Below are 21,268 nucleotides of genomic sequence, written 5' to 3'. Positions count from 1 at the left end.
TTTTCCGCCGAACCGGTGTGATTGGTGAATCCGACTGGCAAAGGCTGATTTGTCTAATTGTCGGCGCCGGGGTCGTCCTCGCCGAAGCGGCGGGCCGAGGCGTCCTCCTGGGCCAGCCGGTGCAGGGCGGTGAGCACCTGCTCGTACAGCACCGTGGACACCAGCATGGCGTGCACCGCCCGGGTGCGCGGGGCGTCGGCGGCGACCGCGCCGATCTCGTGCTCGGCCACGGCGGTGGCGGCGCGCGTGTACGGGAGCAGGTCGGCCAGCGTGATGGGGAAGCCGAGGCGGCGCAGCGCGACGAAGGTCTGGGCGAGCAGGTCGCGGGCGGGGGCGCGCTCGGTGACGCGCCAGCCGAGCTCGCCGATCAGCGCGTCGACGTCCCGGCGCGCGGCCCGCCACTGGGCCGCCAGGTCCTCGGGCGCGGCCGGGTCCTGGTCGGGCGGGTCCACGTGCGGGCCGATGGCGTACTGGGTGATGCCGAACAGCCGGTGCATGCCGACGTCCTCGTCGTCGACCGCCGCCACGATGCGCCGGATGGCGGCCACCGGCAGGTCGCCGACCTCGCGCAGCGCCCGCACCAGCCGCAGCCGCTCCAGGTGCCGCTCGTCGTACTCGGCGCGGGTGGCGCCGGTCGCCGTGCCCTTCGGCAGCAGGCCCTCGCGAATGTAGAACTTGATCGTCTGGATGGTCAGCCCACTGCGGTCGCTGAGCTCGGAGATCTTCACCGCGCACACCCCCTTGACTGGATACTAGAGCTATCCAATACTTGGATACCAACACTATCTAACTGGGGGGACCAGATGTTCACCGTCGTCGAGGGGGATCGCGTCGAGCGGATCGACGCCCGGCCCGGTCCCGGCGGGCGGCCCTTCGCCCCGCTGGACCGGCCGCTGCTCGGCTGGGAGCGCAAGCCGCACGGCTGGTGCCGCGACGACGCCTGCCTGCCCGCGGCCCGCGCCGCCGCGATCGAGACGCCCGACGGCGTGGACGTGGCCGCCTTCGCCGAGCTGACGGGTCACGTCGCCGTCGTCGACGCGGCGGAGCGCGCCCTCGCCCTGGCCGCCGCCGCTCCGCGGCTCACCGTCGCCGAGGCGCCCGACTTCGAGCTGGACGGCGTCCGCCTCGCCGACTTCCGCGGGCGCAAGGTGGCGCTGGTGTTCTGGGCCTCCTGGTGCGGGTGCCGCTACGACCTGCCCGCCTGGGAGGAACGGCACGCGGCGCTGCGCGACCACGGGTTCACGGTCGTCAGCGTGGCGTGCGACCGGTCGGCCGGCGACGCGCGGCCGTGGATCGAGGAGGCGAACGCCACCCATCCCGCCCTGGTCGACACCGAGGGCGTCGTCGCCGAGCTCTACAACGTGATCAACGTGCCGACGGTGGTGTGGATCGACGAGGAGGGCCGCATCGCCCGTCCCCAGGACACCCAGACCGCCACCGACCTGTTCCGCTCCATGAACGGCCTGGACTCCCAGGAGTCCTACGCGGCGCTGCGCCGCTGGGTGGTCGACGGCGACGCCGGGCTGGACCGGGCGCAGGTCCGCGAGCACCTGCGCGTCCCGACGGCCGACGAGCAGCGGGCCCGCGCGCACGCCCGCCTGGCGGTCTGGCTGGCCCGCGAGGGCCGGGACGAGGCGGCGCGGCGGCACGTGGCCGAGGCCGCCGCCCTCGCCCCGCACGACGTGGCGATCCGCCGCGGCCTGATGCCGCTCACCGGAGACGACCCGTTCGGCGACGCCTATTTCGCGTTGCGCGACGAACTCGAGAAGGCGGGCATCCCCATCTACCGGCCGCTGCCCACCCGGCCCGGGACGTCGGTGTGAGAACACGGGCCGGCGACGTAACGGCCGCCGTGCAGGGGTAAGGCGCGGGCGGACGCACGCGCGCCGGGCGGGATGAGGGCCGTCCGGTCGAGGGACTAGGACGCGGTGCGGCGCATCGCCTCGGAGATCTTCTCGGCGGCGGCCATCACCGGACCGGCGTGCAGGCGGCCGGGGGAGCGGGTCAGGCGCTCCAGCGGGCCGGACACCGACACCGCGGCGATCACCCGGCCGCCCGCGCCCCGTATCGGCGCCGACACCGAGCCGACGCCCTGCTCGCGCTCGCCCACGCTCTGCGCCCAGCCGCGGCGCCGCACCTGGGCCAGGGTGGTGGCCTCGAACTTGGCGCCGCGCAGGCCCCGGTGCAGCCGGTCGGGCTCCTCCCAGGCCAGCAGCACCTGCGCGGCCGACCCGGCGGTCATCGGCAGCGCGGCGCCCACCGGGATGGTGTCGCGCAGCCCGCTGCTGCGCTCGGCGGCGGCCACGCACACCCGCACGTCGCCCTGCCGCCGGAACAGCGAGGCGCTCTCGCCGGTCAGGTCCCGCAGCTGGGCCAGGATGGGCTGGGCGATCGCCAGCAGCCGGTCCTCGCCCGCGGCCACCGCGAGCTCGGCCAGCCGCGGCCCCAGGATGAACCTGCCCTGGGTGTCGCGGTGGACGAAGCGGTGGTGCTCCAGCGCGACGGCGAGCCGGTGGGCGGTCGGCCGCGCCAGCCCGGTGGTCTGGACGAGCTGTGCCAGCGAGGCGGGACCCGCCTCCAGGGCGTTCAGCACCAGAACCGCTTTGTCAAGTACGCCGACTCCGCTAGAGTTGTCCATGACTTGATATTGCCGTCTCGTTATGTGAGATGCAAATCGGACGGCGAGCGCCGGCGCGACCCGCGCGCCGCTGCGAACGAACTCAGGTGAGGTGAGCGATGGGCCGTACATTGGCCGAGAAGGTGTACGACGCGCACGTCGTACGGCGTGCCGAGGGTGAACCGGACCTGCTCTACATCGACCTTCACCTGGTGCACGAGGTGACCAGCCCGCAGGCGTTCGACGGGCTGCGCATGGCCGGGCGCACCGTCCGCCGCCCCGAGCTGACGATCGCGACCGAGGACCACAACGTCCCCACGACCGACCTGCTGCGGCCGATCGCCGACCCGGTGTCGCGCACCCAGGTCGAGACGCTGCGCAAGAACTGCGCCGAGTTCGGCATCCGGCTGCATCCGATGGGCGACGAGGGGCAGGGCATCGTCCACGTCATCGGCCCGCAGCTCGGCCTGACCCAGCCCGGCATGACCGTCGTGTGCGGCGACTCGCACACCTCCACGCACGGCGCGTTCGGCGCCCTGGCGTTCGGCATCGGCACCAGCGAGGTCGAGCACGTCCTGGCCACCCAGACGCTGCCGCAGATCAAGCCGAAGACGATGGCCGTCACCGTGAACGGCGCGCTGCCCGAGGGCGTCACCGCCAAGGACCTCATCCTGGCGATCATCGCCAGGATCGGCACCGGCGGCGGCCAGGGCCACATCATCGAGTATCGCGGCGAGGCGATCCGGTCGCTGTCGATGGAGGGCCGCATGACGGTCTGCAACATGTCCATCGAGGCGGGCGCCCGCGCCGGCATGATCGCGCCGGACGAGACCACGTTCGCCTACCTCAAGGGCCGTCCGCACGCGCCCCAGGGCGAGGACTGGGACCGCGCCGTCGAGTACTGGACGTCCCTGCGCACCGACGACGACGCGACCTTCGACAAGGAGGTCGTGATCGACGCGTCCGAGCTGACCCCCTTCGTCACCTGGGGCACCAACCCCGGGCAGGGCCTGCCGCTCGGCGAGTCGGTGCCCGACCCGGCCTCCTACGACGACCCGGTGGAGCGCGCCGCCGCCGAGCGGGCGCTGCGGTACATGGGCCTGACCGCGGGCACCCCGCTGCGCGAGATCGCCGTCGACACCGTCTTCGTCGGCTCCTGCACCAACGGCCGCATCGAGGACCTGCGCACCGTCGCGGGCGTCCTCAAGGGCCGCAAGGTCGCCGACGGGGTGCGCATGCTGGTCGTCCCCGGCTCGATGAAGGTCAAGAAGCAGGCCGAGGAGGAGGGCCTGCACGAGGTGATCTCCGCCGCCGGCGCCGAGTGGCGGGAGGCGGGCTGCTCGATGTGCCTGGCGATGAACCCCGACAAGCTCACCCCGGGCGAGCGCAGCGCCTCCACGTCCAACCGCAACTTCGAGGGCCGGCAGGGGCCCGGCGGCCGCACCCACCTGGTGTCGCCCGCCGTCGCCGCCGCCACCGCCGTCACCGGCCGCCTGACCGCGCCCGCCGACCTGTAAGGACGTTCTCGATCATGGAAGCCTTCACCACCCACACCGGACGCGCGGTGCCGCTGCGCCGCAGCAACGTCGACACCGACCAGATCATCCCGGCCGTCTGGCTCAAGCAGGTCAGCCGCACCGGGTTCGACAAGGGGCTGTTCTCGGCCTGGCGCGAGGACCCCGAGTTCGTGCTGAACCGCCCCGAGTACGAGGGCGCCAGCATCCTGGTCGCCGGGCCGGACTTCGGCACCGGCTCGTCCCGCGAGCACGCCGTCTGGGCGCTGCAGCAGTACGGGTTCCGCGTCGTGATCGCCCCCCGCTTCGGGGACATCTTCCGCAACAACTCCACCAAGATGGGGCTGCTGCCGGTCGTGCTGCCCGGCGACGTCGTCGAGGAGCTGCAGACCCGCGCCGAGCAGGACCCCACCGCGCAGATCACCGTCGACCTCGGCGCCCGCGAGGTGCGCGCCGGCGACCTGGTCGCCGCCTTCGAGATCGACGACTACACCCGCTGGCGCCTGATGGAGGGCCTGGACGACATCGGCCTGACCCTCCGCCACGCCGAAGACATCGCCGCCTACGAGCAGCGCCGTCTCGGCTGGCTGCCCACGACCGTCTGAACGGCCCGGCCCGGGGCGACATCCGGCCCGTAACGGGCCGGACCGCCCCCCGGGTGCGTGAGCATGCCCGCCCACCGACGACAATCGAGAGTGTGCGCAGACACACGCTCGTATCGTTGGGGGGCTCTCCTTGACCCATGCCGGACCCCAGCCGGGCGAGCAGCCGACTGTCCCGGCGCCGTGGAGCGGCCCCGAGTGGGATGATCCCGCGCTGACCCTGCTCGCCCGGCGGCTCCGCGACGCCCACCGCCTGGTGGCGCCGCTGCCCCGGGACACCCGCCGGCGCCTCATCCGGCACCTGCTGGCGATCACCGACCTGGCCAAGCGGGACGCCGACCTGGCCGCTCGCAGGCTGGACGCCTTCCTGGCCGACTTTTCCGGCACGTCCGACGCCCGCTAACGTGCGGGGTGGCCGGACAGGTCCGGCTCCCGGGTGAGACGGGGGCGATGCCGACAAAAACGTCAGCGACACGGGGATTCTTGCGTGCAGGTGATTGTGTCGCTGCGGAGGCTGCCTTAGTTTCGTTCGGGCAAGGGGGGAACTAGAGGAGTAACCCATGAACAAGCGTGAGCTGGTCGACGCCATCTCAGAGCGGCTGGGCAGTAAGAAGGCCGCAGCCGAGGCGGTCGACGCGATCCTGGAGACGATCCAGGACGCCGTCGCCAAGGGCGACAAGGTCGCGATCACCGGGTTCGGTTCGTTCGAGAAGGCCGACCGGCCTGCCCGTACGGCTCGCAACCCCGCAACCGGCAAGACCATCCAGGTCCCCGCGACGTCCGTGCCCAAGTTCAAGGCGGGCGCCGACTTCAAGAACCTGGTGGCCGGCAAGAAGTAGGTCGTCGGCAGACTACCCGTGGCAGCGCCCGGGCCGCCGCCCCACGCGGCTCCCGGGCGCTGCGGCATTCCATGCGCAGCTCAGCCCGCCGCAGGGCCCTCCCGGGCCGCGTCCGCAGGGCTCGTGGCGATACGGCCGCTTCGGGGCCGCTCAGGGCCGTTCAGCGCTGTGCAGGACTGTTCGTGGCCCCTGACCTGCGCGGTCGCTCACGGGGCGTCGCCGGGCAGCGGGAACGTCGACAGCGTCACCACCGTGATCCGGCCGCCCTCGGCGGCCAGGTTCACCCGCTGGCCGAATCGCAGCATCCGCAGGCCGCCCGCCTCGAACGCGGCGGTGTCGAAGGGGAGCTCGGTGCCGTCGTCGAGCAGCACGCTGCCCGAGCGCGTCTCCGGGTCGTACGTCCGCACCGTCCCCTGCATAGCGGCCACCCTAGCCGTTCCCGCCCCCCGCGCGGTGATCAAGGTTCCCGCGTTCGCCGCCGCGCCGGCCGCCGGCCCGCTAGGCGGGAGTGTGCAGGGCGGTGATGAGGCGGGCGACGGCCGTGGTGCGCGGGCCGCAGCCCAGGGCGAGGGCCTCGCGCAGGTCCGGCAGGGTGTCGACGTCGCGGCGGACGCTGGCGGTGTCCGGAACCAGCAGCTCGCGGGCCCCGCGGGCACGGTGCGCGGCACGCGAGTCGCCGCCGAAGGCGGGCGCGAACGGCACGCCGGGCCGCGCCGTGTACAGGGTGGTGCCGATCCCGGCGGCGTCCGGCACGAACGCCGCCGGCGCCCCGGCCGCCGCGTCCAGGACCCGGGCCAGCTCGTCCGGACGCAGGGCGGGCAGGTCGGCGGAGATCGCGCCGACCCCGCTGTCCGGGGCCAGCTCGCGGCCGCGCACCGCCCCGTACACCAGGGCCGGGTTCAGCCCGGCGTCCGGCTCGTCCGGCACCACGCGGGCGCCCAGCGCGGCCAGCTCGGCGGCGGGCACCGGGTCGTCGGTGACGACGATCACGTCGCGGACGCGGTCGCAGCGCAGCGCGGCGGCGACCGTGTCGGCCGCGACCGCGAGCGCCAGAGCCTGCCGGTGCGGGCCCGCCGACGCGGACATGCGGGACTTCGCGCGGGCCAGCACCTTGACCGGCACCACGAGCGACCACTGGAGATGATGCGCAGCGCGCTGTGCTGTAGACATGGCAACTCGACACTATGCGCACGCAACCGCGAAACTGAGGACACCCCGCGCTCACCGCGTGGGCGCATCGAGAAAGGGACGGGCATGAGTCAGGGGTACGGGTATTCGCCGGGCTGGCGGAAGCTCACCATCGTCGTGCTGCGCCCGCTGCTGTACGGGCTGCTGAAGCGAGACTGGCGTGGCCGTGCCAACGTGCCCCGGAAGGGCGGCCTGATCCTGGCCGTCAACCACATCTCCGAGTCGGACCCGCTGGCGCTGTCGCACTTCGTGTACGAGTCGGGGCGCTACCCGGTGTTCCTGGCCAAGTCCCAGCTGTTCGGCGTCAAGTTCATCAAGAAGATCCTCTACGGCACCGGGCAGATCCCGGTGTACCGCGACCGCACCGACGCCGCGCTGGCCCTCAAGGACGCCGAGAAGGCCTTGGAGGCCGGCCAGTGCCTGATCTTCTTCCCCGAGGGCAGCTGCACCCGCGACCCGGAGCTGTGGCCGATGACCGGGCAGACCGGCGTGGCCCGCATGGCGCTCAAGACCGGCGCCACGGTCGTCCCGGTGGCGATCTGGGGCACCCACGAGCTGCTGCCGTACCGCAAGGTCGAGAAGCGGGGCCTGGCGGGCAGCCTGAAGAAGGGCTTCCACCCGTTCCCCCGCAAGAAGATCAAGGTGATCGCCGGGCCGCCGGTTGACCTGTCCCGCTACGAGGGCAGGCCGCTCACCAAGAGCACCCTGCGCGAGGCCACCGGCGACATCATGACGACCATCGCCGGGCTGCTGGGCGAGCTGCGCGGCGAGGAGCCCCCCAAGGAGCTGTACGACCACCACAAGGTCCTGGAGGAGCGCCGCCGGGCCACCGCCGAGGCCGGCTCCGAGACCCGCTCCGGGGACGGGGCCGGGAAGCCCGTCGAGGCCGCGAGGCCGGAGAAGACCGCGGACGCGGGCGAGGGCAAGGGGGCGGAGACCGCGTGACAGTCCGCACCGCCGTGATGGGGGCGGGGTCCTGGGGGACCGTGTTCGCCAAGCTGCTGCGCGACGCGGGCGGCGAGGTCACGGTGTGGGGGCGCCGTCCCAAGGTCGTCGAGGCGATCAACGAACGCCGCGAGAACCCCGACTACCTGCCGGGGACCGTCCTGCCCGAGGGGCTGCGCGCCACCATCGACCCGGCCGAGGCCCTGGCCGGCGCCGACTTCGTGGCGCTGGCCGTCCCCGCCCAGACGCTGCGGGAGAACCTGGCGGCCTGGACGCCGCTGCTGCCGCCCGAGTCGGTGCTGGTCAGCCTGATGAAGGGGGTGGAGCTCGGCACCTGCCGCCGGATGTCGGAGGTGATCGCCGAGGTCGCCGGGGTGCCCGACGAGCGGGTCGCGGTGTTCTGCGGGCCCAACCTGGCCCGCGAGGTCGCCGCCGGGCAGCCCGCCGCCGCCGTCGCCGCCTGCGTGGACGAGGAGCGCGCCCGGCGGCTGCAGGCCGCCACCATGACCCCGTACTTCCGCGTCTACACCACCACCGACGTGATCGGGTGCGAGCTGGGCGGCGCGGTCAAGAACATCGTGGCGCTGTGCGTGGGCATGGCGGTGGGGCTCGGCTTCGGCGACAGCACCCGGGCGCTGCTGATGACCCGCGGGCTGGCCGAGACGGCCCGGCTGGGCGCCGCGCTGGGCGCCGACGAGCACACCTTCGCCGGGCTGGCCGGGATGGGCGACCTGATCGCCACCTGCAGCTCGCCGCTGTCGCGCAACCGCACGTTCGGCGAGAACCTGGGCCGCGGCATGACGCTGGAGCAGGTGGTGGCGGTCACCAAGCAGACCGCCGAGGGCGTCAAGTCGTCCGAGGCGGTGCTGGAGCTGGCCCGCAAGCACAACGTCGAGATGCCGATCACCGAGGCGGTCGTCAACGTGCTGCGCCACGGGGTGCCCATCAAGGACGCGGCGATCTCGCTGATCTCGCGTTCCCCCAAGCCGGAGCGCTACGGAGTGTGACATGCTGTGAACGATGCGTACCACGGGAAGCAGTCGTTCACACGGTGAGAACACCCGCGCCGTCCATCTGCCGGCGCCGCCGCTGCCGCGTCAGGCCCCGGTCGGGCTGCCGGTCTGGCGCGCCGGCGCGTTCGCCTTCGCCGGCGCCGCCGAGCACGCCGCCCTGCTGAGCGGCCGCGCGCCCGGCTACTCCTACGGCCGGATGGCCAACCCCACCGCCGACGCGTTCGCGGCCGGCCTCGCGGCCCTGGAGGGCCACGGGACGTCCGGGCCGGTGGAGGGCGAGGCGTTCGCGTCCGGCATGGCCGCCGCCACCGCCGTGCTGCTGGCGTTCACCGACGCGGGCGCGCACGTGGTCGCGCCCGCCGGGCCGCACCGCGACCTGTACGCGCTGCTGGACGGGCTGCTGTCGCGGTTCGGCGTCGACGCCTCGTACGTCGACGTCGCCGACGCCGCCGCCGCGCGCGAGGCGATCCGTCCCACCACCCGCCTGATCTGGGCCGAGGTGCCGGGCAACCCCGGGCTGGCCGTCCCCGACCTGCCGGGCCTGGCCGCGCTGGCCCGCGGCGCGGGCGCGCTGCTGGCCGTGGACGCCACCCTGGCCACGCCGGTGGTGTGCCGTCCGCTGGAGCACGGCGCCGACCTGGTGGTGCACTCGGCGACCGCCGCGATCGGCGGTCACGGCGACGCCACCGGCGGCGCGGTCGTCGGCGCGCCCGACCTGGTCGAGCAGGTCCGCCGCGTCCGCGTGCAGACCGGTGCGGCGCTGGCGCCCGACGAGGCGTTCCTGCTGCGCCGCGGCCTGGAGACCCTGCCGCTGCGGGTGCGCCGCCAGTGCGACACCGCCAATCTGTTCGCCGCCGCCGTCGCCCGGCACCCGGCCGTCCGGTCGGTCGACTACCCGGGGCTGCCCGGCCACCGCGGGCACGAGCAGGCCCGCGCCCTGTTCGACGCCGGCCCGGAGGGCACCCGGTTCGGCGCCGCGGTCACCGTCACCCCGTCCGGCGGGCGCCGCGCGGGCCTGGCCCTGGTCGACGCCCTGCGCCTGGCGACCCCGGCGACCTGCGTCGGCGGCACCCACACCCACGTCGCCCATGTGGCCTCCACCACCCACCGCTGCCACGACGACGCCGCACTGCGCGCCGCCGGCATCGACCCCGGCGCGGTCCGCTTCTCCGTCGGGCTGGAGGACGCCGACGACCTGGTCCGCGACGTGACCGAGGCCCTCGACACCGTCGGCCGCACGCTCGACGGCGTCGACGGCGCCCGGCTCGTAGCCGACACCCACTGATCGCTGTAGGGTCGGACATCATGTCCGACGCATCACCTAAGATCCGTGTGGCCGTGGTCTTCGGCGGGCGCAGCAGCGAGCACGCGATCTCCTGCGTCACCGCGGGAGCCGTCATGGCCGCCATCGACCGCGACCGCTACGAGGTGGTGCCCGTCGGCATCGCCCGCGACGGCCGCTGGGTGCTCGCGCCCGAGAGCCAGCGGCTGGCCATCGAGGACGGGCGGCTTCCCGAGGTCTCCGCCGACGGCCAGGCCCTGGCGCTGCCGTTCGACCCGGCCCGCAAGGGCCTGATGGTGGTCGAACCGGGCCGGGTGCCCGCCACCCTCACCGAGGTGGACGTCGTCCTGCCGCTGCTGCACGGCCCGTACGGCGAGGACGGCACCATCCAGGGCATGCTCGACCTGGCGGGCGTCCGCTACGTCGGCGCCGGGGTGCTGGCCAGCGCGGTCGGCATGGACAAGGGCTTCATGAAGCTGGTCTGGCAGGCCCGCGGCCTGCCGGTCGGCCGGTACGTGATGGTCGGCGACCGGGAGTGGCGCACCGCCCGCACCGCCAAGCTGGACGAGATCAAGCAGCTGGGCCTGCCGGTGTTCGTCAAGCCCGCCCGTGCCGGGTCCAGCATGGGCATCTCCAGGGTGGAGACCGAGGACGACCTGACGGCGGCCATCGAGACGGCCCGCGAGCACGACCCCAAGGTCATCGTCGAGGCCGCCATCGTCGGCCGCGAGATCGAGTGCGGCGTCCTGCAGGGCCTGTCCGGCGGCCCCGCCGAGGCCAGCCTGCCCGCCGAGATCCTCATGGCCGGCGGCCAGGACTTCTACGACTTCGAGACCAAGTACCTGGACGGCGCGACCCGCATGGCCATCCCCCCGGACCTGCCGCCCGGGGCCGTCGCCGAGGTGCAGCGCCTGGCGGTCGCCGCGTTCGAGGCCCTCGACTGCGAGGGCCTGGCCCGCGTCGACTTCTTCCACACCCCCGACGGCCGCTGGATCCTCAACGAGATCAACACCATGCCGGGCTTCACCCCGACGTCGGCGTTCCCCCAGATGTGGGCCGCCAGCGGCCTGGACTACCCGGCCCTGGTCGACCGCCTCATCCGAACCGCCCTCGACCGCCCCAGCGGCCTGCGCTGACCGCCACCCTCAGCACCCTCCGGGGGGTATCGCTAACCGGGTCTTAAGGGTGTTGAAATCACTCGGAAACAGGTCGGTCGGCAGGATTCTTCCGTAGAGAAGATCTCCGTGAGGAAGGAATCCCGTTGTCGCTCCCGCTTGCCTCCGAGCCGCCCAGTGCGGCCGCTCCCGGGTCCGCCGTGTCGCCGTGGGGCGGTGGGGACGCGAGCCGTGCGGTGCCCGGGCACGACCGGTGGCACCCGGAGATCCCGGCGGTGGCCGAGGTGCTCACGGGCGGCTCGATCCGGATGGAGTGCCAGGGGCGTGAGCCCGGGGCCGATCCGGTGCTGTGCGGTCCGGTCGTGGTGGTCGGCGCCGAGCCCGGTGACGTCATCGTGGTGGACGTGATCGGCGTGGGACGCTCCGACGGGGTGTACGCGCCCGCCGGGCATCCCGGTGTGATCGGGTGCGCGCCGGACGCGGCGATGCTGGCGGCCGCGGCGGCCGCCGTGCCGGACGAGGAGCCGGCCGCCGAACCGGAGGCGGAGGTGTGGCGGCTGGACGCCGGGGCTCCCGGGATGCTGCTCGGGCACGTCGAGGAGGGGTCGGCCGCGTACCGGCGGATCGCGGCGGAGGCGGTGCGCAGCGAGGCGCGCGGACGGCAGATCGGCGGCTGCGGCATCGCCCCGCTGACGGCCGGGTCGCGGGTGCTGCTGCCGGTGCACGTGCGCGGCGCCAAGCTGTCGGTGGGCGACCTGCACTTCCCGGTGAGCGGCGCCGACGACTGCCGCCTGGCCGCCCGGGCCGGGTGGATCGACCTGCGGGTCCACCTGACGCGCAGGGGCGTGGAGCGCTTCCGGGTGAACGGGCCGATGCTGATGCCCGCCCCCGGGCCGCTGGCGGGCCGTTAACCGCGCTGGTACTTGGCGATCAGTTTCTCGATCTGCACGTTGAGGCGGGAGCCCAGGGGCCAGCCGACGTAGTGGGTCAGGAAGATCGCGATTTCGCGGAGTTCGTCCGGGGACAGCTCGCCGTTGGCCAGGGCGGCGGGAATCTGGATGTCCAGGACGTCGTTCAGGCCCTGCCCGGCCAGCACGCCGACCAACAGGAGACGGCGGTCGCGCATGCTCAGGCCGGGGCGCGTCCACACGTCGCCGAACAGGTGGTCGACGGTGACGCCGAAGAAGGCGTCGGGGGAGTCGCCGACCTCCCAGCCGTACACCTGGCGCATCATGTCCAGGCCGCGGCGGCGCCGCTCATCCATCGCGGTCCTCCTCCAGCCCGAGGGCCGCGCCGAAGCGGTCCAGGGCGAGCCGTGCCAGGGGGATGTCGACGTCCAGGTCGGACGCCAGTTCCACGGCCAGGGCGAGGTCCTTCTCGCCCAGGTCGCGGACGTTGCGCAGGACGTCGTACAGCTCGTCGTGCGGGCGCAGGGGGGCGGTGGTGGGGCGCAGCATGATCGCGCCCGGCCCGCCGGTGACGGCGTCGGAGTGCCGGACGACGCGGGCGAGCCTGCGCAGCGAGACGCCAGACGCCTCGGCCAGGCGCTGCGCCTCGGCCGCCGCGGTGAACGCCACGAAGTGCAGCAGGTTGCGGGCCAGCTTCGTGCGGGTGCCCGCGCCGACCGGCCCCATGTGCAGGACGAGATCCGCCCAGGCGCCGAAGGGTTCGCGGCAGCGTTCGAACGCCTCGGCGGAGCCGCCGACCATGACGGCCAGGGTGCCCGCGGTCGCGCCCATGAAGCCGCCGCTGACGGGGGCGTCCACGACCTCGATGCCGTACGGCTCGGCCCGCCGCGCCAGCTCCTCGGCGGTACTCGCGCGGATCGTGGAGTGGACGGCCAGGACGGTGCCGGGCCGGGCGGACGCCAGGATCTCGGCGCCGACCTCGTTCACCTGGTCGTCGTCGCGCACCATCACCGAGATGATCTCGGCGGAGCGGGCCACCTCCGCGACGGTGCGCGCGGCGCGGGCGCCCGCCTTCACCAGGGGCTCCATGGCCTCGGGGCGGGTGTCGTGGACGACCAGGCCGGTGCCGGCCAGGTGCCGCGCCATCGGCGCGCCCATCTGCCCGAGGCCGACGAACCCGTACGCGCTCACGACCGGAACACCTCGCCGCCGTCCACGTTGAGGATCTGGCCGGTGATCCAGGACGCCTCGTCCGACAGCAGGAACAGGCACGCGCCGACCAGGTCCCCAGGCGTGCCCATCCGCTTGATCGCCATCTTGTCCTGGACGATCTTCTCCGACATGCCGCCGGGGACGACCTCGCGGTGCGCGGCGGTGTCGGTGGGGCCGGGGGCGATGGCGTTCACGCGGATCCCCATGCCGCCCAGCTCGTGCGCCAGCTGCTGGGTGAGCCCGTTGACGCCGGCCTTGGCCAGCCCGTAGAAGCCCGCGTACTGCCAGGCGGCCGTGGAGGACTGGTTGACGATCGAGCCGCCGCCGCGTTCCCGCATGTGCGGCACGCACGCCCGGGCGCACAGCAGCGCCCCGTCCATGTTCACCGCCATGAACCTCCGGTAGTAGTCCCAGTCGACGGTGAGCAGCAGGTCGATGCGCATGCCGCCGAAGATCGCGGCGTTGTTGACCAGGTGGTCGATGCCGCCGAAGCGTTCGGCCGCCGCCGCGGCCATCGCCTCGACCGACGCCGGATCGGAGACGTCGGTCCGCACGAACAGGCCCTTGACGTCGTCGGCGACGCGCTGCCCGGCCTCGTCGACGTCCGCGACGACCACCGAGGCGCCCTCGCCGGCGAGCGCCCGCGCGTACGCCTCACCGATGCCGCCCGCCGCCCCGGTGACGACCGCGACCTTTCCCTCGAACCGCACTGTGCCTCCTCTAGGACGGGGTTTCGGCGATCGCCTTGGTCTCCAGGTACTCCTCGAATCCGGCCACGCCCATCTCACGGCCGATTCCGGACTGCTTGTAGCCGCCGAACGGGACGTCCGCCGCGTACCACACGCCGCCGTTGACGCTGACGGTCCCGGTGCGCAGCCGCCGCGCGACCGCCCGGGCGCGCTCGGCGTCGCGGCCGTGCACCGCGCCCGACAGCCCGTACGGCGAGTCGTTGGCCAGCCGTACCGCGTCGTCGTCGCCGTCGTGCGGCAGGATCACCAGGACGGGCCCGAAGATCTCCTCGCGGGCGGTGCGGCAGTCGTTGGTCAGGCCGGTGACCAGGGTGGGTTCGATCCAGAAGCCGTTCTCGCGGCCCGCCGGACGGCCGCCGCCGCAGGCGAACGAGCCGCCCTCCCGCACCGCCAGCTCCAGGTAGCCCTCGACGCGGGCGCGCTGCCGGGCGGAGATCACCGGCCCGCACACCGTGCCGTCGTCGCGCGGGTCCCCGACGCCGATCTTGGTGAGGGCCCTGGCGGTGATCTGGACGGCCTCGTCGTACCGCTCCCGGGGGACCAGCAGGCGGGTGGTGATCGCGCAGCCCTGCCCGGCGTGGGTGGCCGCCGCGAACGCCGCGTACGAGCAGGCCGACCGCAGATCCGCGTCGTCCAGCACGATGAACGCCGACTTGCCGCCGAGCTCCAGGAAGACCTTCGTCAGGTTGCGCGCGGCGGTGGTCATCACCTCCCGGCCGGTGGCGGTGGACCCGGTGAACGACACCGCGTCCACCCGCGGGTCACCGGCCAACTGGGCGCCGAGCCGGTGGTCGGAGGAGGTGACGACGTTGACCACGCCCGGCGGGATGTCGGTCTCCTCGGCGATCAGCTCGCCCAGCACGGCCGCGCACCAGGGCGTGTCGGGGGCGGGCTTGAGCACCACCGTGTTGCCGGCCGCCAGGGCGGGGCCGAGCTTGGCCAGGTTGATCTGGTGCGGGAAGTTCCACGGCGTGATCGCGCCGACCACCCCGACGGGCTCGCGCCGCACCCGCCGCACGCTGGGGACGCCCATCGGCTCGGCCCGGCCGAGGTCGTGTTCCCACGCGTACGACTCGGCCAGGTCGGCGAACCAGCCCAGGTCGTTCACCGGGGCGTCCAGTTGGCCGCCGAACGTCAGGAAGCGCGGGGCGCCCACCTCGGCGATGGTCAGCTCGCGCAGCTCGTCGGCGTGCCGCCGCAACGCCTCCCGCAGTTGCCGCAGGCAGCGCACGCGAAACGGCACGTCGGCGGGCCAGGAGGAGGTGTCGAACGCGCGCCGCGCCGCCGCGATGGCCTCGTCCATGTCGGCGGCCGTGGCGTCGGCGGCCTCGCCGAGGGTCTCCCCGGTCGCCGGGTCGACGGTCGGGAACGTGCCGCCCGATCCGGCGGTCAGCCGTCCGTCCAGCAGCAGCGGCGAGGGGCCGCGGGCGCCGGACGCGTTACCGAGCAAGCGATCGGTTGTTCTGGACACATGTCCAGACTACAGTTCAGGCCATGACGGAACGCAAGCCCCGCGACGACTATTCGGGCGAGTTCGACCCCGGCTTCCGGTTCGAGGACCTGTCCAAGGAGGCACTGGTCCGGCTGGTGCGCGAGTACGCGCTGATCGTCCACCTGCTCGACCGCTCCGCGCTCATCGCGGTCGGGCTGCGGTACGGCCAGCGCGCCGTCGAGGAGATCGCGATCGAGGAGTGGCGCGGCGCCAGCCCCGTCTACACCCGGCGGATCCGCGAGATCATGAAGATCGAGGGCGACGGCGTCTCGGCGATCTTCAAGTGCCTGCAGCTCGACCCGGGATTCGCCCAGCACTACATGGACGTGGAGTACGAGCTGATCTCCGAGACGCACGGCTTCTTCCAGCTGCGCTCCTGCGGCGCCCTCCTGGACGTCGAACCCTTCGGCGAACGCTCCATCAAGGGCATGTGTCACACCATCGAGGACGGCACGTTCGACATCACCGCCCAGGCGGTCAACCCCAAGGCGCGCATCCGCCCCGTGCACCGCCCGCCCCGCGTGCCCGCCGGCCGCGTCCCGCACTGCCGCTGGGAGGTCATCATCGACGACGACACCGAGGTGCTCCCCGAGGCCGACATCACCCGCATGGTCGCGGGCACGACCGCCGCCACCCACCGCTTCCCGCCCATGCGCGACGGCACCCCCCACATCCCCGACTGAACCCGCACCCCGCCGGACCGCGTGCCGGGGCGACGAGTCCTGCGGGAGATCGGCACGTCGCACTTCCCGATATGCCAGGCTTGGGGGCTTCAAGGTCATTGCCGGGAGGAGAGCCAGCCGTGTCCCAGACGCCCCGCGCCGGCACGCCGGTGGTCATCGGCCGCTACCGGGTCGTCGGCAGGCTCGGCGAGGGCGGCATGGGCACCGTGTACCGGGGCGTCGACGACTCCGGACGCGGGGTCGCCATCAAGGTGATCCGCCGGGAGTACGCGGCGGACCCGCAGTACCGGGCGCGGTTCCAGGCCGAGGTCGCCGCCGCGCAGCGCGTCCGCCCCTTCTGCACCGCCCCCGTGCTGGACGCCGATCCCCACGCCGACCCGCCCTACCTGGTGACCGAGTTCGTCGAGGGACCCAGCCTGGACGACGCCGTCACCGACCGCGGTCCGCTGCGCGGCGCCGACCTCGAAGCGCTCGCGGTCGGGATGGCCACCGCGCTCACCGCCATCCACGACGCCGGGATCGTGCACCGCGACCTCAAACCGGCCAACGTGCTGCTGTCGCCCCTCGGCCCGCGCGTGATCGACTTCGGCATCGCCCGGTCGGAGCTGGACGGCACCCGTCTCACCGCCACCGGAGGCATCGTGGGGACCCCGGCGTTCATGGCGCCCGAGCAACTGGCGGGCGCGTCCGCGTCCCCGGCCACCGACGTGTTCGCCTGGGGGGCCACGGTGGCGTTCGCCGCGCGCGCGAAGCCGTGCTTCGACGGCCCCACCGTGCCCGCGATCATCCACCGGATCGTCAGCGGGGAACCCGACCTCACCGGCCTTCAGGGGACGGTGCTGGAGGTCGTCCGCGCGGCACTGGCCAAGGACCCGGCGCGGCGTCCCACCGCCCAGCAACTGCTCGAACACCTCATCTCAGGTGCTCCCAGGATCTCAGGCGCCCCCAAGGCCGCTCCCGCCTCGCCGCCCGTCCCGTCCCCGCACCCCGGCGACCCGCCCGTGCCGCCCGGCGGCCTCGCACCGGCGCGGCCTGACGGCGCGGCCGCGTGGCCCGGCGGGGCGGCGGCGCGGCCGGACGCGGCGTCCGCGCGGCCCGGCGCGGGGACGTGGCAGGCGCTGCCGCAGCCCGCTCTGGACACCGACGCGGCGGTGGGACTGGTCGAACAGCAGTACCGGCAGGCCGCCGAGGCGGGAGACTCCGCCGCCATGTACCAGCTCGGCGTGCTGCTCAGCGCCCGGGGCCAGACGGCCGAGGCCGACTACTGGTACCGGCGCGCCACCGCCGCGATGGACACGCCGCCGCCCGGCAACGGCCATCCCGGATACGGCGTCCCGGCGACCCGGGCCGGGCACGCCCCGGGCTTGCCCGCGGCGGCGGGCCGCTACAACACCACGGCGATCTGCGCGCTGATCCTGGGCGTGGTCGGCCTGCTCACCTGCGGCCTGTCGTCCATACCGGCCATCATCTTCGGCCACCTCGGGTGGAACCAGACCCGGCGTGCCGGGCAGAAAGGGCTGGGCATGGCCGCGGCGGGCATCGCGTGCGGCTGGGTGATGGTCGGGATCTGGCTGCTGATCGGCCTCGCGTTCCTGATCAGCGACGACTCGTCCACGTCGGGCACCTTCTGAACCGGTCGCCGGCCCCGGCGAGAAAACGCGTTGCCCAGCTCGGGGGAATTCTGGCACCGTAGTCGTCGTCGGCCCGTCCAAGGGAACGACACAAGGACTTCGAGAGGAGGATCGGCCATGACGCTCCAACGCCTACGACTGCCCTGGGCGTCGCTCGCCCGCCATGGCCGGTCCATCGCCTGACCTCCCGGCCGCGCGTTTCCGAGCGACGCCTTCCCCGAACGCTCGGCCCTTTTTTCGCGCGGCTCTACTCCAACAGGCAGAGAGGCCACTTTCAGGAAGTGGATGTTCCGGGTTCGAATCCCGGGAGCCGCACCACGCCCCCGTCGCCCAACTGGCAGAGGCGCCTGTTCGAGAAGCAGGAATGGTGCAGGTTCGAATCCTGTCGGGGGTACGTGCCGGCCCCTCGTGCGCGTGGGGTGGACGAGGGAAGACCGGGTAGGGCATGCGGCATGCCGGAGCTTCCGGACGTCGAAGGGTTCCGCCGCGTGCTGGCGGAACATGCCGGCGAACCGATCACGGCCGTGCGGGTGTGCGACGCGGGCGTGCTGCGCGGCGTGAGCGCGCGGCGGCTGGACGAGGCGCTGCGGGGCCATCGTTTCGGGCAGCCCCGGCGGCACGGCAAGTGGCTGATCGCCCCGGCCGACGGCCCGGTGCTCATGCTGCACTTCGGGATGACCGGGTCGCTGTCCTGGCATGACCCGGACGAGCCACGGCACCCGCACGACCGGGTCGTGTGGGGCTTCCGGGACGGTGAGCTGCGCTTCCGCGACATGCGCAAGCTCCAGGGCGTACGGCTCGCCGCCGACGAGGACCAGGCCGGGCGGACGCTCGACGACCTCGGCCCGGACGCGCTGGACGTCTCCCGCGAGGAACTGGGCGCGCTGCTGGCCGGACGCCGGGGGCGGTTGAAGTCGGCGCTGACCGACCAGACGCTCATCGCGGGCCTCGGCAACCTGCTGGCCGACGAGATCTGCTGGCGCGCCCGCGTCAGCCCGCTACGGAACGTGCCGGACCTGGACGACGACGAGGTCACCGCGCTCTACCAGGCGATGCGGCGCGTGCTGCGCGATTCGGTCAGGGCGGGACGGGTCCCGCCGCGCGACACGTGGCTGACAGGGGCCCGCGACGAGCCCGAGGGAGCCTGCCCGCGCTGCGGCACGACGCTGTCCCGACGCCGGATCTCCGGCCGCACCACCGTATGGTGCCGCACCTGCCAGCCGCAGTGACGGCCCGGAAATTCATTTGCGGGAAATGGCCTTCCGCTGACACCGTGAAAGCACACGCCGGGGGCGGCGCCGACGCGGGAGAGTCGGGCTTGCCTGTAAAGCAGGTGCTTCGCGCTGAGTGGGTTCGAATCCCACCCGCCCCACAAAACTCGCCACGAGTCGCGTCACGAATCGCGGAACGATTCTGAATTGTTCCGCAGGCCGCGCCGAATTGTCGGCAAAGGAGACCTGGGTGGCCGCTGCCCCGAATACGGCAGCCGCTCACCGTCGGGGTATCGAGCCGTGTCGAGATGCGGAGCGGGCTCGTATGCCGGGAGTGTCGTGGTGAGGGTTGCCAGTGTGGCGGCGGGGTGGTCGTTCGGTCTTGCCGAATTCGCGGAGTGGACGATGCCGGTTCGGGGGGCGACCTGGGGTGGTGCCGTCGTGCGGGGCCGGACGGGGGTTGCCGGACGGGGACGGCGCGGCTAACGTGCAATCAGTTAGGAAACTTTCCTAATAGTAAGCCGCGCCCCGATCCCCGCACCGCACGACCCTGGGAGCGACCTTGCGACGCATCCTCCTTTCGTTCCTGGCGGCGCTGCTGGCCGTGCCGGCGGCCGCCGCGTCCGCATCCGGCTCGTACGCCGCCGCACGTCAGGCAGCGGCCCCCGCCATCCGCCACGCCCCCTACATCGACATCACCATGACGACGCCGTCGCTGGCCGCGGCCGCGCGGGCGACCGGCGTCAAGAACTACACGCTGGCGTTCGTGCTGGCCGACAGCACCGGGTGCAACCCGTCCTGGGGCGGCATCATCCCCCTGAACGACGCGCGCATCATCAACGACGTCCGCGCGCTGCAGAGCGGCGGCGGCCAGGTGGTCGTGGCGTCCGGCGGTGCGCTGTCGCCGTACCTGGAGCACGTGTGCGGCTCGGCCGACGCGCTGCTCGGCGCGTACAAGAAGGTCCTCGACACGGTCGGCACCAACCACCTGGACGTCGACATCGAGGCGGCCGTCGACGTCGCCAAGGTGAACACCGCGCTCAAGCGGCTCCAGGACGAGCGCGGCACGGCCATCAGCTACACGCTGCGCGTCCAGGGCCAGGACTACGGCGTGGACCCGTTCTCCGAGCAGATCCTGCGGGACGCGGCCGCCAGGGGGCTGGACGTCGTGGTCAACCCGATGCTGATGAACTTCGGGTACACCGGCGACTGGGGCGCCGCCATGATCTCCGCCGCGGAGGCGACGCTGCGGCAGATGCGGCAGATCTGGCCGGGGCGCGGCGACGCCGAACAGAAGCGGCGGCTCGGCGTCACCCCCATGATCGGCAAGAACGACTCGGGGATGACCACCACCCAGGCGCACGCCCGCGCCCTGCGCGACTGGGCCAACGCCAACCACATCGGCTTCGTCGGCTTCTGGTCGGTGGGACGCGACAACGGCGGCTGCGCCGACGGCCGCGTCTCCCCGACGTGCAGCGGCATCGCACAGTCCGCCTACGAGTTCACCGGCATCTTCAAGGGCTTCACCGGCTGAGGCCCGCAACAGCCGCCGGGCCGGGTGGGGATCCGCTGTCCTCGCCCGTCCGGCGCGGCCGTCCCCGGTCCACCGCTCAGGGCCGGGGACGGCTGCCGTCCAGGGGCGGGGTTGTCACCGGCGGGCTGCTGAACTAATGTCTGGACACATGTCCAGCGAGTTGGCGACCGAGCCCACCCGGCGGCGGCTCACCGAGCGGCAGGCCGACACCGTGCGGCGGCTGACCGACGCGGCCGTCGCCGAGCTGCGCGACCAGGGATACGACGGGCTGACCGTGCGGAACGTGGCCCGCCGCGCCGGAGTGGCGCCGGCCACGGCCTACACCTACTTCACGTCCAAGAACCACCTCATCACCGAGGTGTTCTGGCGGCGGCTGAGCGCGCTGCCGCCCGTCGAGCGGGGGACGGACCCGGCGCGCGAGCGGGTGGCGGCGGTGTTGCGCGAGGTGGCGCTGCTGGTGTCCGACGAGCCGGAGCTCGCGGCGGCGTGCACGGCGGCGATGCTCGGCGGCGACCCCGACGTGTGCGAGCTGCGCCTGCGCATCGGCATGCGGATCCGCGAGCGCCTGCAGACGGCGCTCGGGGACGACGCCGACCCCAAGGTGCTGAGCGCGCTCGAGATCGCCTACGCCGGCGCGCTGGTGCACGCCGGCATGGGCCACACCTCCTACGCCCGCATGGCCGACCGGCTGACGGAGATAGCCGAGCTGATACTGCCCGAGTGAGGTGACGGC

General features: G+C 73.4%; 23 protein-coding genes and 3 tRNA genes. 18 read left to right on the top strand and 8 right to left on the bottom strand.

The features are described 5' to 3' along the window. Positions 1-53: 53 nt before the first annotated feature. Positions 54-728: a MerR family transcriptional regulator gene (locus ABZ801_RS09805; protein ID WP_360695137.1), complete on the bottom strand. Its 675-nt coding sequence runs from the start codon at positions 726-728 to the stop codon at positions 54-56. A gap of 75 nt (positions 729-803) precedes the next feature. Here ABZ801_RS09805 and ABZ801_RS09800 point away from each other — a divergent pair, with 75 nt between their 5' ends. Next, on the top strand, positions 804-1,823 hold the full coding sequence (locus ABZ801_RS09800) for a TlpA disulfide reductase family protein (RefSeq protein WP_360695134.1): 1,020 nt from the start codon (positions 804-806) through the stop codon (positions 1,821-1,823). Between the two features lie 95 nt (positions 1,824-1,918). Here the strand turns inward: ABZ801_RS09800 and ABZ801_RS09795 are convergent, their stop codons facing one another. After that, complete coding sequence (locus ABZ801_RS09795; protein WP_285493300.1) at positions 1,919-2,638, bottom strand: IclR family transcriptional regulator; 720 nt, start codon at positions 2,636-2,638, stop codon at positions 1,919-1,921. 98 nt (positions 2,639-2,736) lie between these two features. Here ABZ801_RS09795 and leuC point away from each other — a divergent pair, with 98 nt between their 5' ends. The 4 genes from leuC to ABZ801_RS09775 all read left to right on the top strand — a co-directional run bounded on the left by leuC (position 2,737) and on the right by ABZ801_RS09775 (position 5,572). Further along, positions 2,737-4,134 (top strand): 3-isopropylmalate dehydratase large subunit, encoded by a 1,398-nt coding sequence (gene leuC / locus ABZ801_RS09790; protein WP_360695131.1) that lies wholly within the window; start codon positions 2,737-2,739, stop codon positions 4,132-4,134. Between the two features lie 14 nt (positions 4,135-4,148). Then, positions 4,149-4,736 (top strand): 3-isopropylmalate dehydratase small subunit, encoded by a 588-nt coding sequence (gene leuD, locus ABZ801_RS09785; RefSeq protein WP_360695128.1) that lies wholly within the window; start codon positions 4,149-4,151, stop codon positions 4,734-4,736. 130 nt (positions 4,737-4,866) lie between these two features. Then, positions 4,867-5,136, top strand: coding sequence for a hypothetical protein (locus tag ABZ801_RS09780; protein ID WP_344945313.1), 270 nt, complete (start codon positions 4,867-4,869; stop codon positions 5,134-5,136). A 157-nt stretch (positions 5,137-5,293) separates the two neighbouring features. Then, positions 5,294-5,572, top strand: a complete 279-nt coding sequence (locus ABZ801_RS09775) for an HU family DNA-binding protein (protein ID WP_067916442.1) — start codon at positions 5,294-5,296, stop codon at positions 5,570-5,572. Between the two features lie 206 nt (positions 5,573-5,778). Here ABZ801_RS09775 and ABZ801_RS09770 read toward each other — a convergent pair whose 3' ends face one another. Both ABZ801_RS09770 and cofC read right to left on the bottom strand, forming a co-directional pair. Continuing rightward, on the bottom strand, positions 5,779-5,991 hold the full coding sequence (locus tag ABZ801_RS09770) for a hypothetical protein (protein ID WP_360695124.1): 213 nt from the start codon (positions 5,989-5,991) through the stop codon (positions 5,779-5,781). Between the two features lie 79 nt (positions 5,992-6,070). After that, a complete protein-coding gene (gene cofC, locus ABZ801_RS09765; RefSeq protein ID WP_360695121.1) occupies positions 6,071-6,742 on the bottom strand; it encodes a 2-phospho-L-lactate guanylyltransferase in 672 nt (223 codons plus the stop codon). Positions 6,743-6,826: 84 nt separating this feature from the next. Between cofC and ABZ801_RS09760 the strand changes: the two genes are divergently transcribed. The 5 genes from ABZ801_RS09760 (at position 6,827) to ABZ801_RS09740 (ending at position 12,026) form a co-directional block, all read left to right on the top strand. Next, complete coding sequence (locus ABZ801_RS09760; protein ID WP_344945301.1) at positions 6,827-7,705, top strand: lysophospholipid acyltransferase family protein; 879 nt, start codon at positions 6,827-6,829, stop codon at positions 7,703-7,705. A gap of 17 nt (positions 7,706-7,722) precedes the next feature. Continuing rightward, positions 7,723-8,712: an NAD(P)H-dependent glycerol-3-phosphate dehydrogenase gene (locus ABZ801_RS09755; protein ID WP_360695702.1), complete on the top strand. Its 990-nt coding sequence runs from the start codon at positions 7,723-7,725 to the stop codon at positions 8,710-8,712. A gap of 13 nt (positions 8,713-8,725) precedes the next feature. Then, positions 8,726-10,003, top strand: a complete 1,278-nt coding sequence (locus tag ABZ801_RS09750) for a PLP-dependent transferase (protein ID WP_360695118.1) — start codon at positions 8,726-8,728, stop codon at positions 10,001-10,003. Positions 10,004-10,023: 20 nt separating this feature from the next. Continuing rightward, complete coding sequence (locus ABZ801_RS09745; protein ID WP_360695114.1) at positions 10,024-11,136, top strand: D-alanine--D-alanine ligase family protein; 1,113 nt, start codon at positions 10,024-10,026, stop codon at positions 11,134-11,136. A 125-nt stretch (positions 11,137-11,261) separates the two neighbouring features. Further along, on the top strand, positions 11,262-12,026 hold the full coding sequence (locus ABZ801_RS09740; protein WP_360695111.1) for an acetamidase/formamidase family protein: 765 nt from the start codon (positions 11,262-11,264) through the stop codon (positions 12,024-12,026). On the opposite strand, the gene ABZ801_RS09735 is transcribed toward ABZ801_RS09740, so the two are convergent. From ABZ801_RS09735 to ABZ801_RS09720, 4 genes are read right to left on the bottom strand one after another with little or no spacing between them, the layout of a single operon-like run. Next, positions 12,023-12,379: a carboxymuconolactone decarboxylase family protein gene (locus ABZ801_RS09735; protein WP_360695108.1), complete on the bottom strand. Its 357-nt coding sequence runs from the start codon at positions 12,377-12,379 to the stop codon at positions 12,023-12,025. The two genes, ABZ801_RS09740 and ABZ801_RS09735, sit on opposite strands and share 4 nt — an antisense overlap. Further along, a complete protein-coding gene (locus ABZ801_RS09730; RefSeq protein ID WP_360695105.1) occupies positions 12,372-13,214 on the bottom strand; it encodes an NAD(P)-dependent oxidoreductase in 843 nt (280 codons plus the stop codon). The genes ABZ801_RS09735 and ABZ801_RS09730 overlap by 8 nt, the downstream gene beginning before the upstream one ends. Beyond that, positions 13,211-13,945 carry an SDR family oxidoreductase gene (locus ABZ801_RS09725; RefSeq protein WP_344945283.1) on the bottom strand — a complete coding sequence of 245 codons (735 nt, stop codon included), beginning with the start codon at positions 13,943-13,945 and terminating at the stop codon, positions 13,211-13,213. Before ABZ801_RS09725 ends, ABZ801_RS09730 begins: the two co-directional genes overlap by 4 nt. Before the next feature lie 10 nt (positions 13,946-13,955). After that, the gene (locus ABZ801_RS09720) at positions 13,956-15,434 is read right to left on the bottom strand and encodes an aldehyde dehydrogenase (protein WP_360695101.1); all 1,479 of its coding nucleotides are present in this window, start codon (positions 15,432-15,434) and stop codon (positions 13,956-13,958) included. Positions 15,435-15,478: 44 nt separating this feature from the next. Between ABZ801_RS09720 and ABZ801_RS09715 the strand changes: the two genes are divergently transcribed. From ABZ801_RS09715 to ABZ801_RS09680, 8 genes are all read left to right on the top strand, one after another. After that, the gene (locus ABZ801_RS09715; protein ID WP_360695098.1) at positions 15,479-16,159 is read left to right on the top strand and encodes a hypothetical protein; all 681 of its coding nucleotides are present in this window, start codon (positions 15,479-15,481) and stop codon (positions 16,157-16,159) included. A 119-nt stretch (positions 16,160-16,278) separates the two neighbouring features. Further along, positions 16,279-17,790: a protein kinase gene (locus ABZ801_RS09710; protein ID WP_360695095.1), complete on the top strand. Its 1,512-nt coding sequence runs from the start codon at positions 16,279-16,281 to the stop codon at positions 17,788-17,790. 241 nt (positions 17,791-18,031) lie between these two features. After that, a tRNA-Leu gene (locus tag ABZ801_RS09705) sits at positions 18,032-18,108 on the top strand. Position 18,109: 1 nt separating this feature from the next. Continuing rightward, a tRNA-Leu gene (locus ABZ801_RS09700) sits at positions 18,110-18,184 on the top strand. Between the two features lie 58 nt (positions 18,185-18,242). Further along, positions 18,243-19,019, top strand: coding sequence for a DNA-formamidopyrimidine glycosylase family protein (locus ABZ801_RS09695; protein WP_360695092.1), 777 nt, complete (start codon positions 18,243-18,245; stop codon positions 19,017-19,019). 60 nt (positions 19,020-19,079) lie between these two features. Further along, a tRNA-Tyr gene (locus ABZ801_RS09690) sits at positions 19,080-19,162 on the top strand. Positions 19,163-19,563: 401 nt separating this feature from the next. Continuing rightward, entirely contained in the window at positions 19,564-20,535 is a 972-nt protein-coding gene (locus ABZ801_RS09685) for a chitinase (protein WP_360695089.1), read from the top strand. 148 nt (positions 20,536-20,683) lie between these two features. Further along, positions 20,684-21,259 carry a helix-turn-helix domain-containing protein gene (locus ABZ801_RS09680; RefSeq protein WP_360695086.1) on the top strand — a complete coding sequence of 192 codons (576 nt, stop codon included), beginning with the start codon at positions 20,684-20,686 and terminating at the stop codon, positions 21,257-21,259. Positions 21,260-21,268: the final 9 nt, after the last annotated feature.

It is taken from the genome of Actinomadura sp. NPDC047616 (genome assembly GCF_040642915.1).
Lineage (GTDB): Bacteria > Actinomycetota > Actinomycetes > Streptosporangiales > Streptosporangiaceae > Spirillospora > Spirillospora miaoliensis.
The sequence above is the reverse complement of the archived record's forward strand: the minus strand, read 5'-3'. Positions and strand labels throughout refer to the sequence as shown.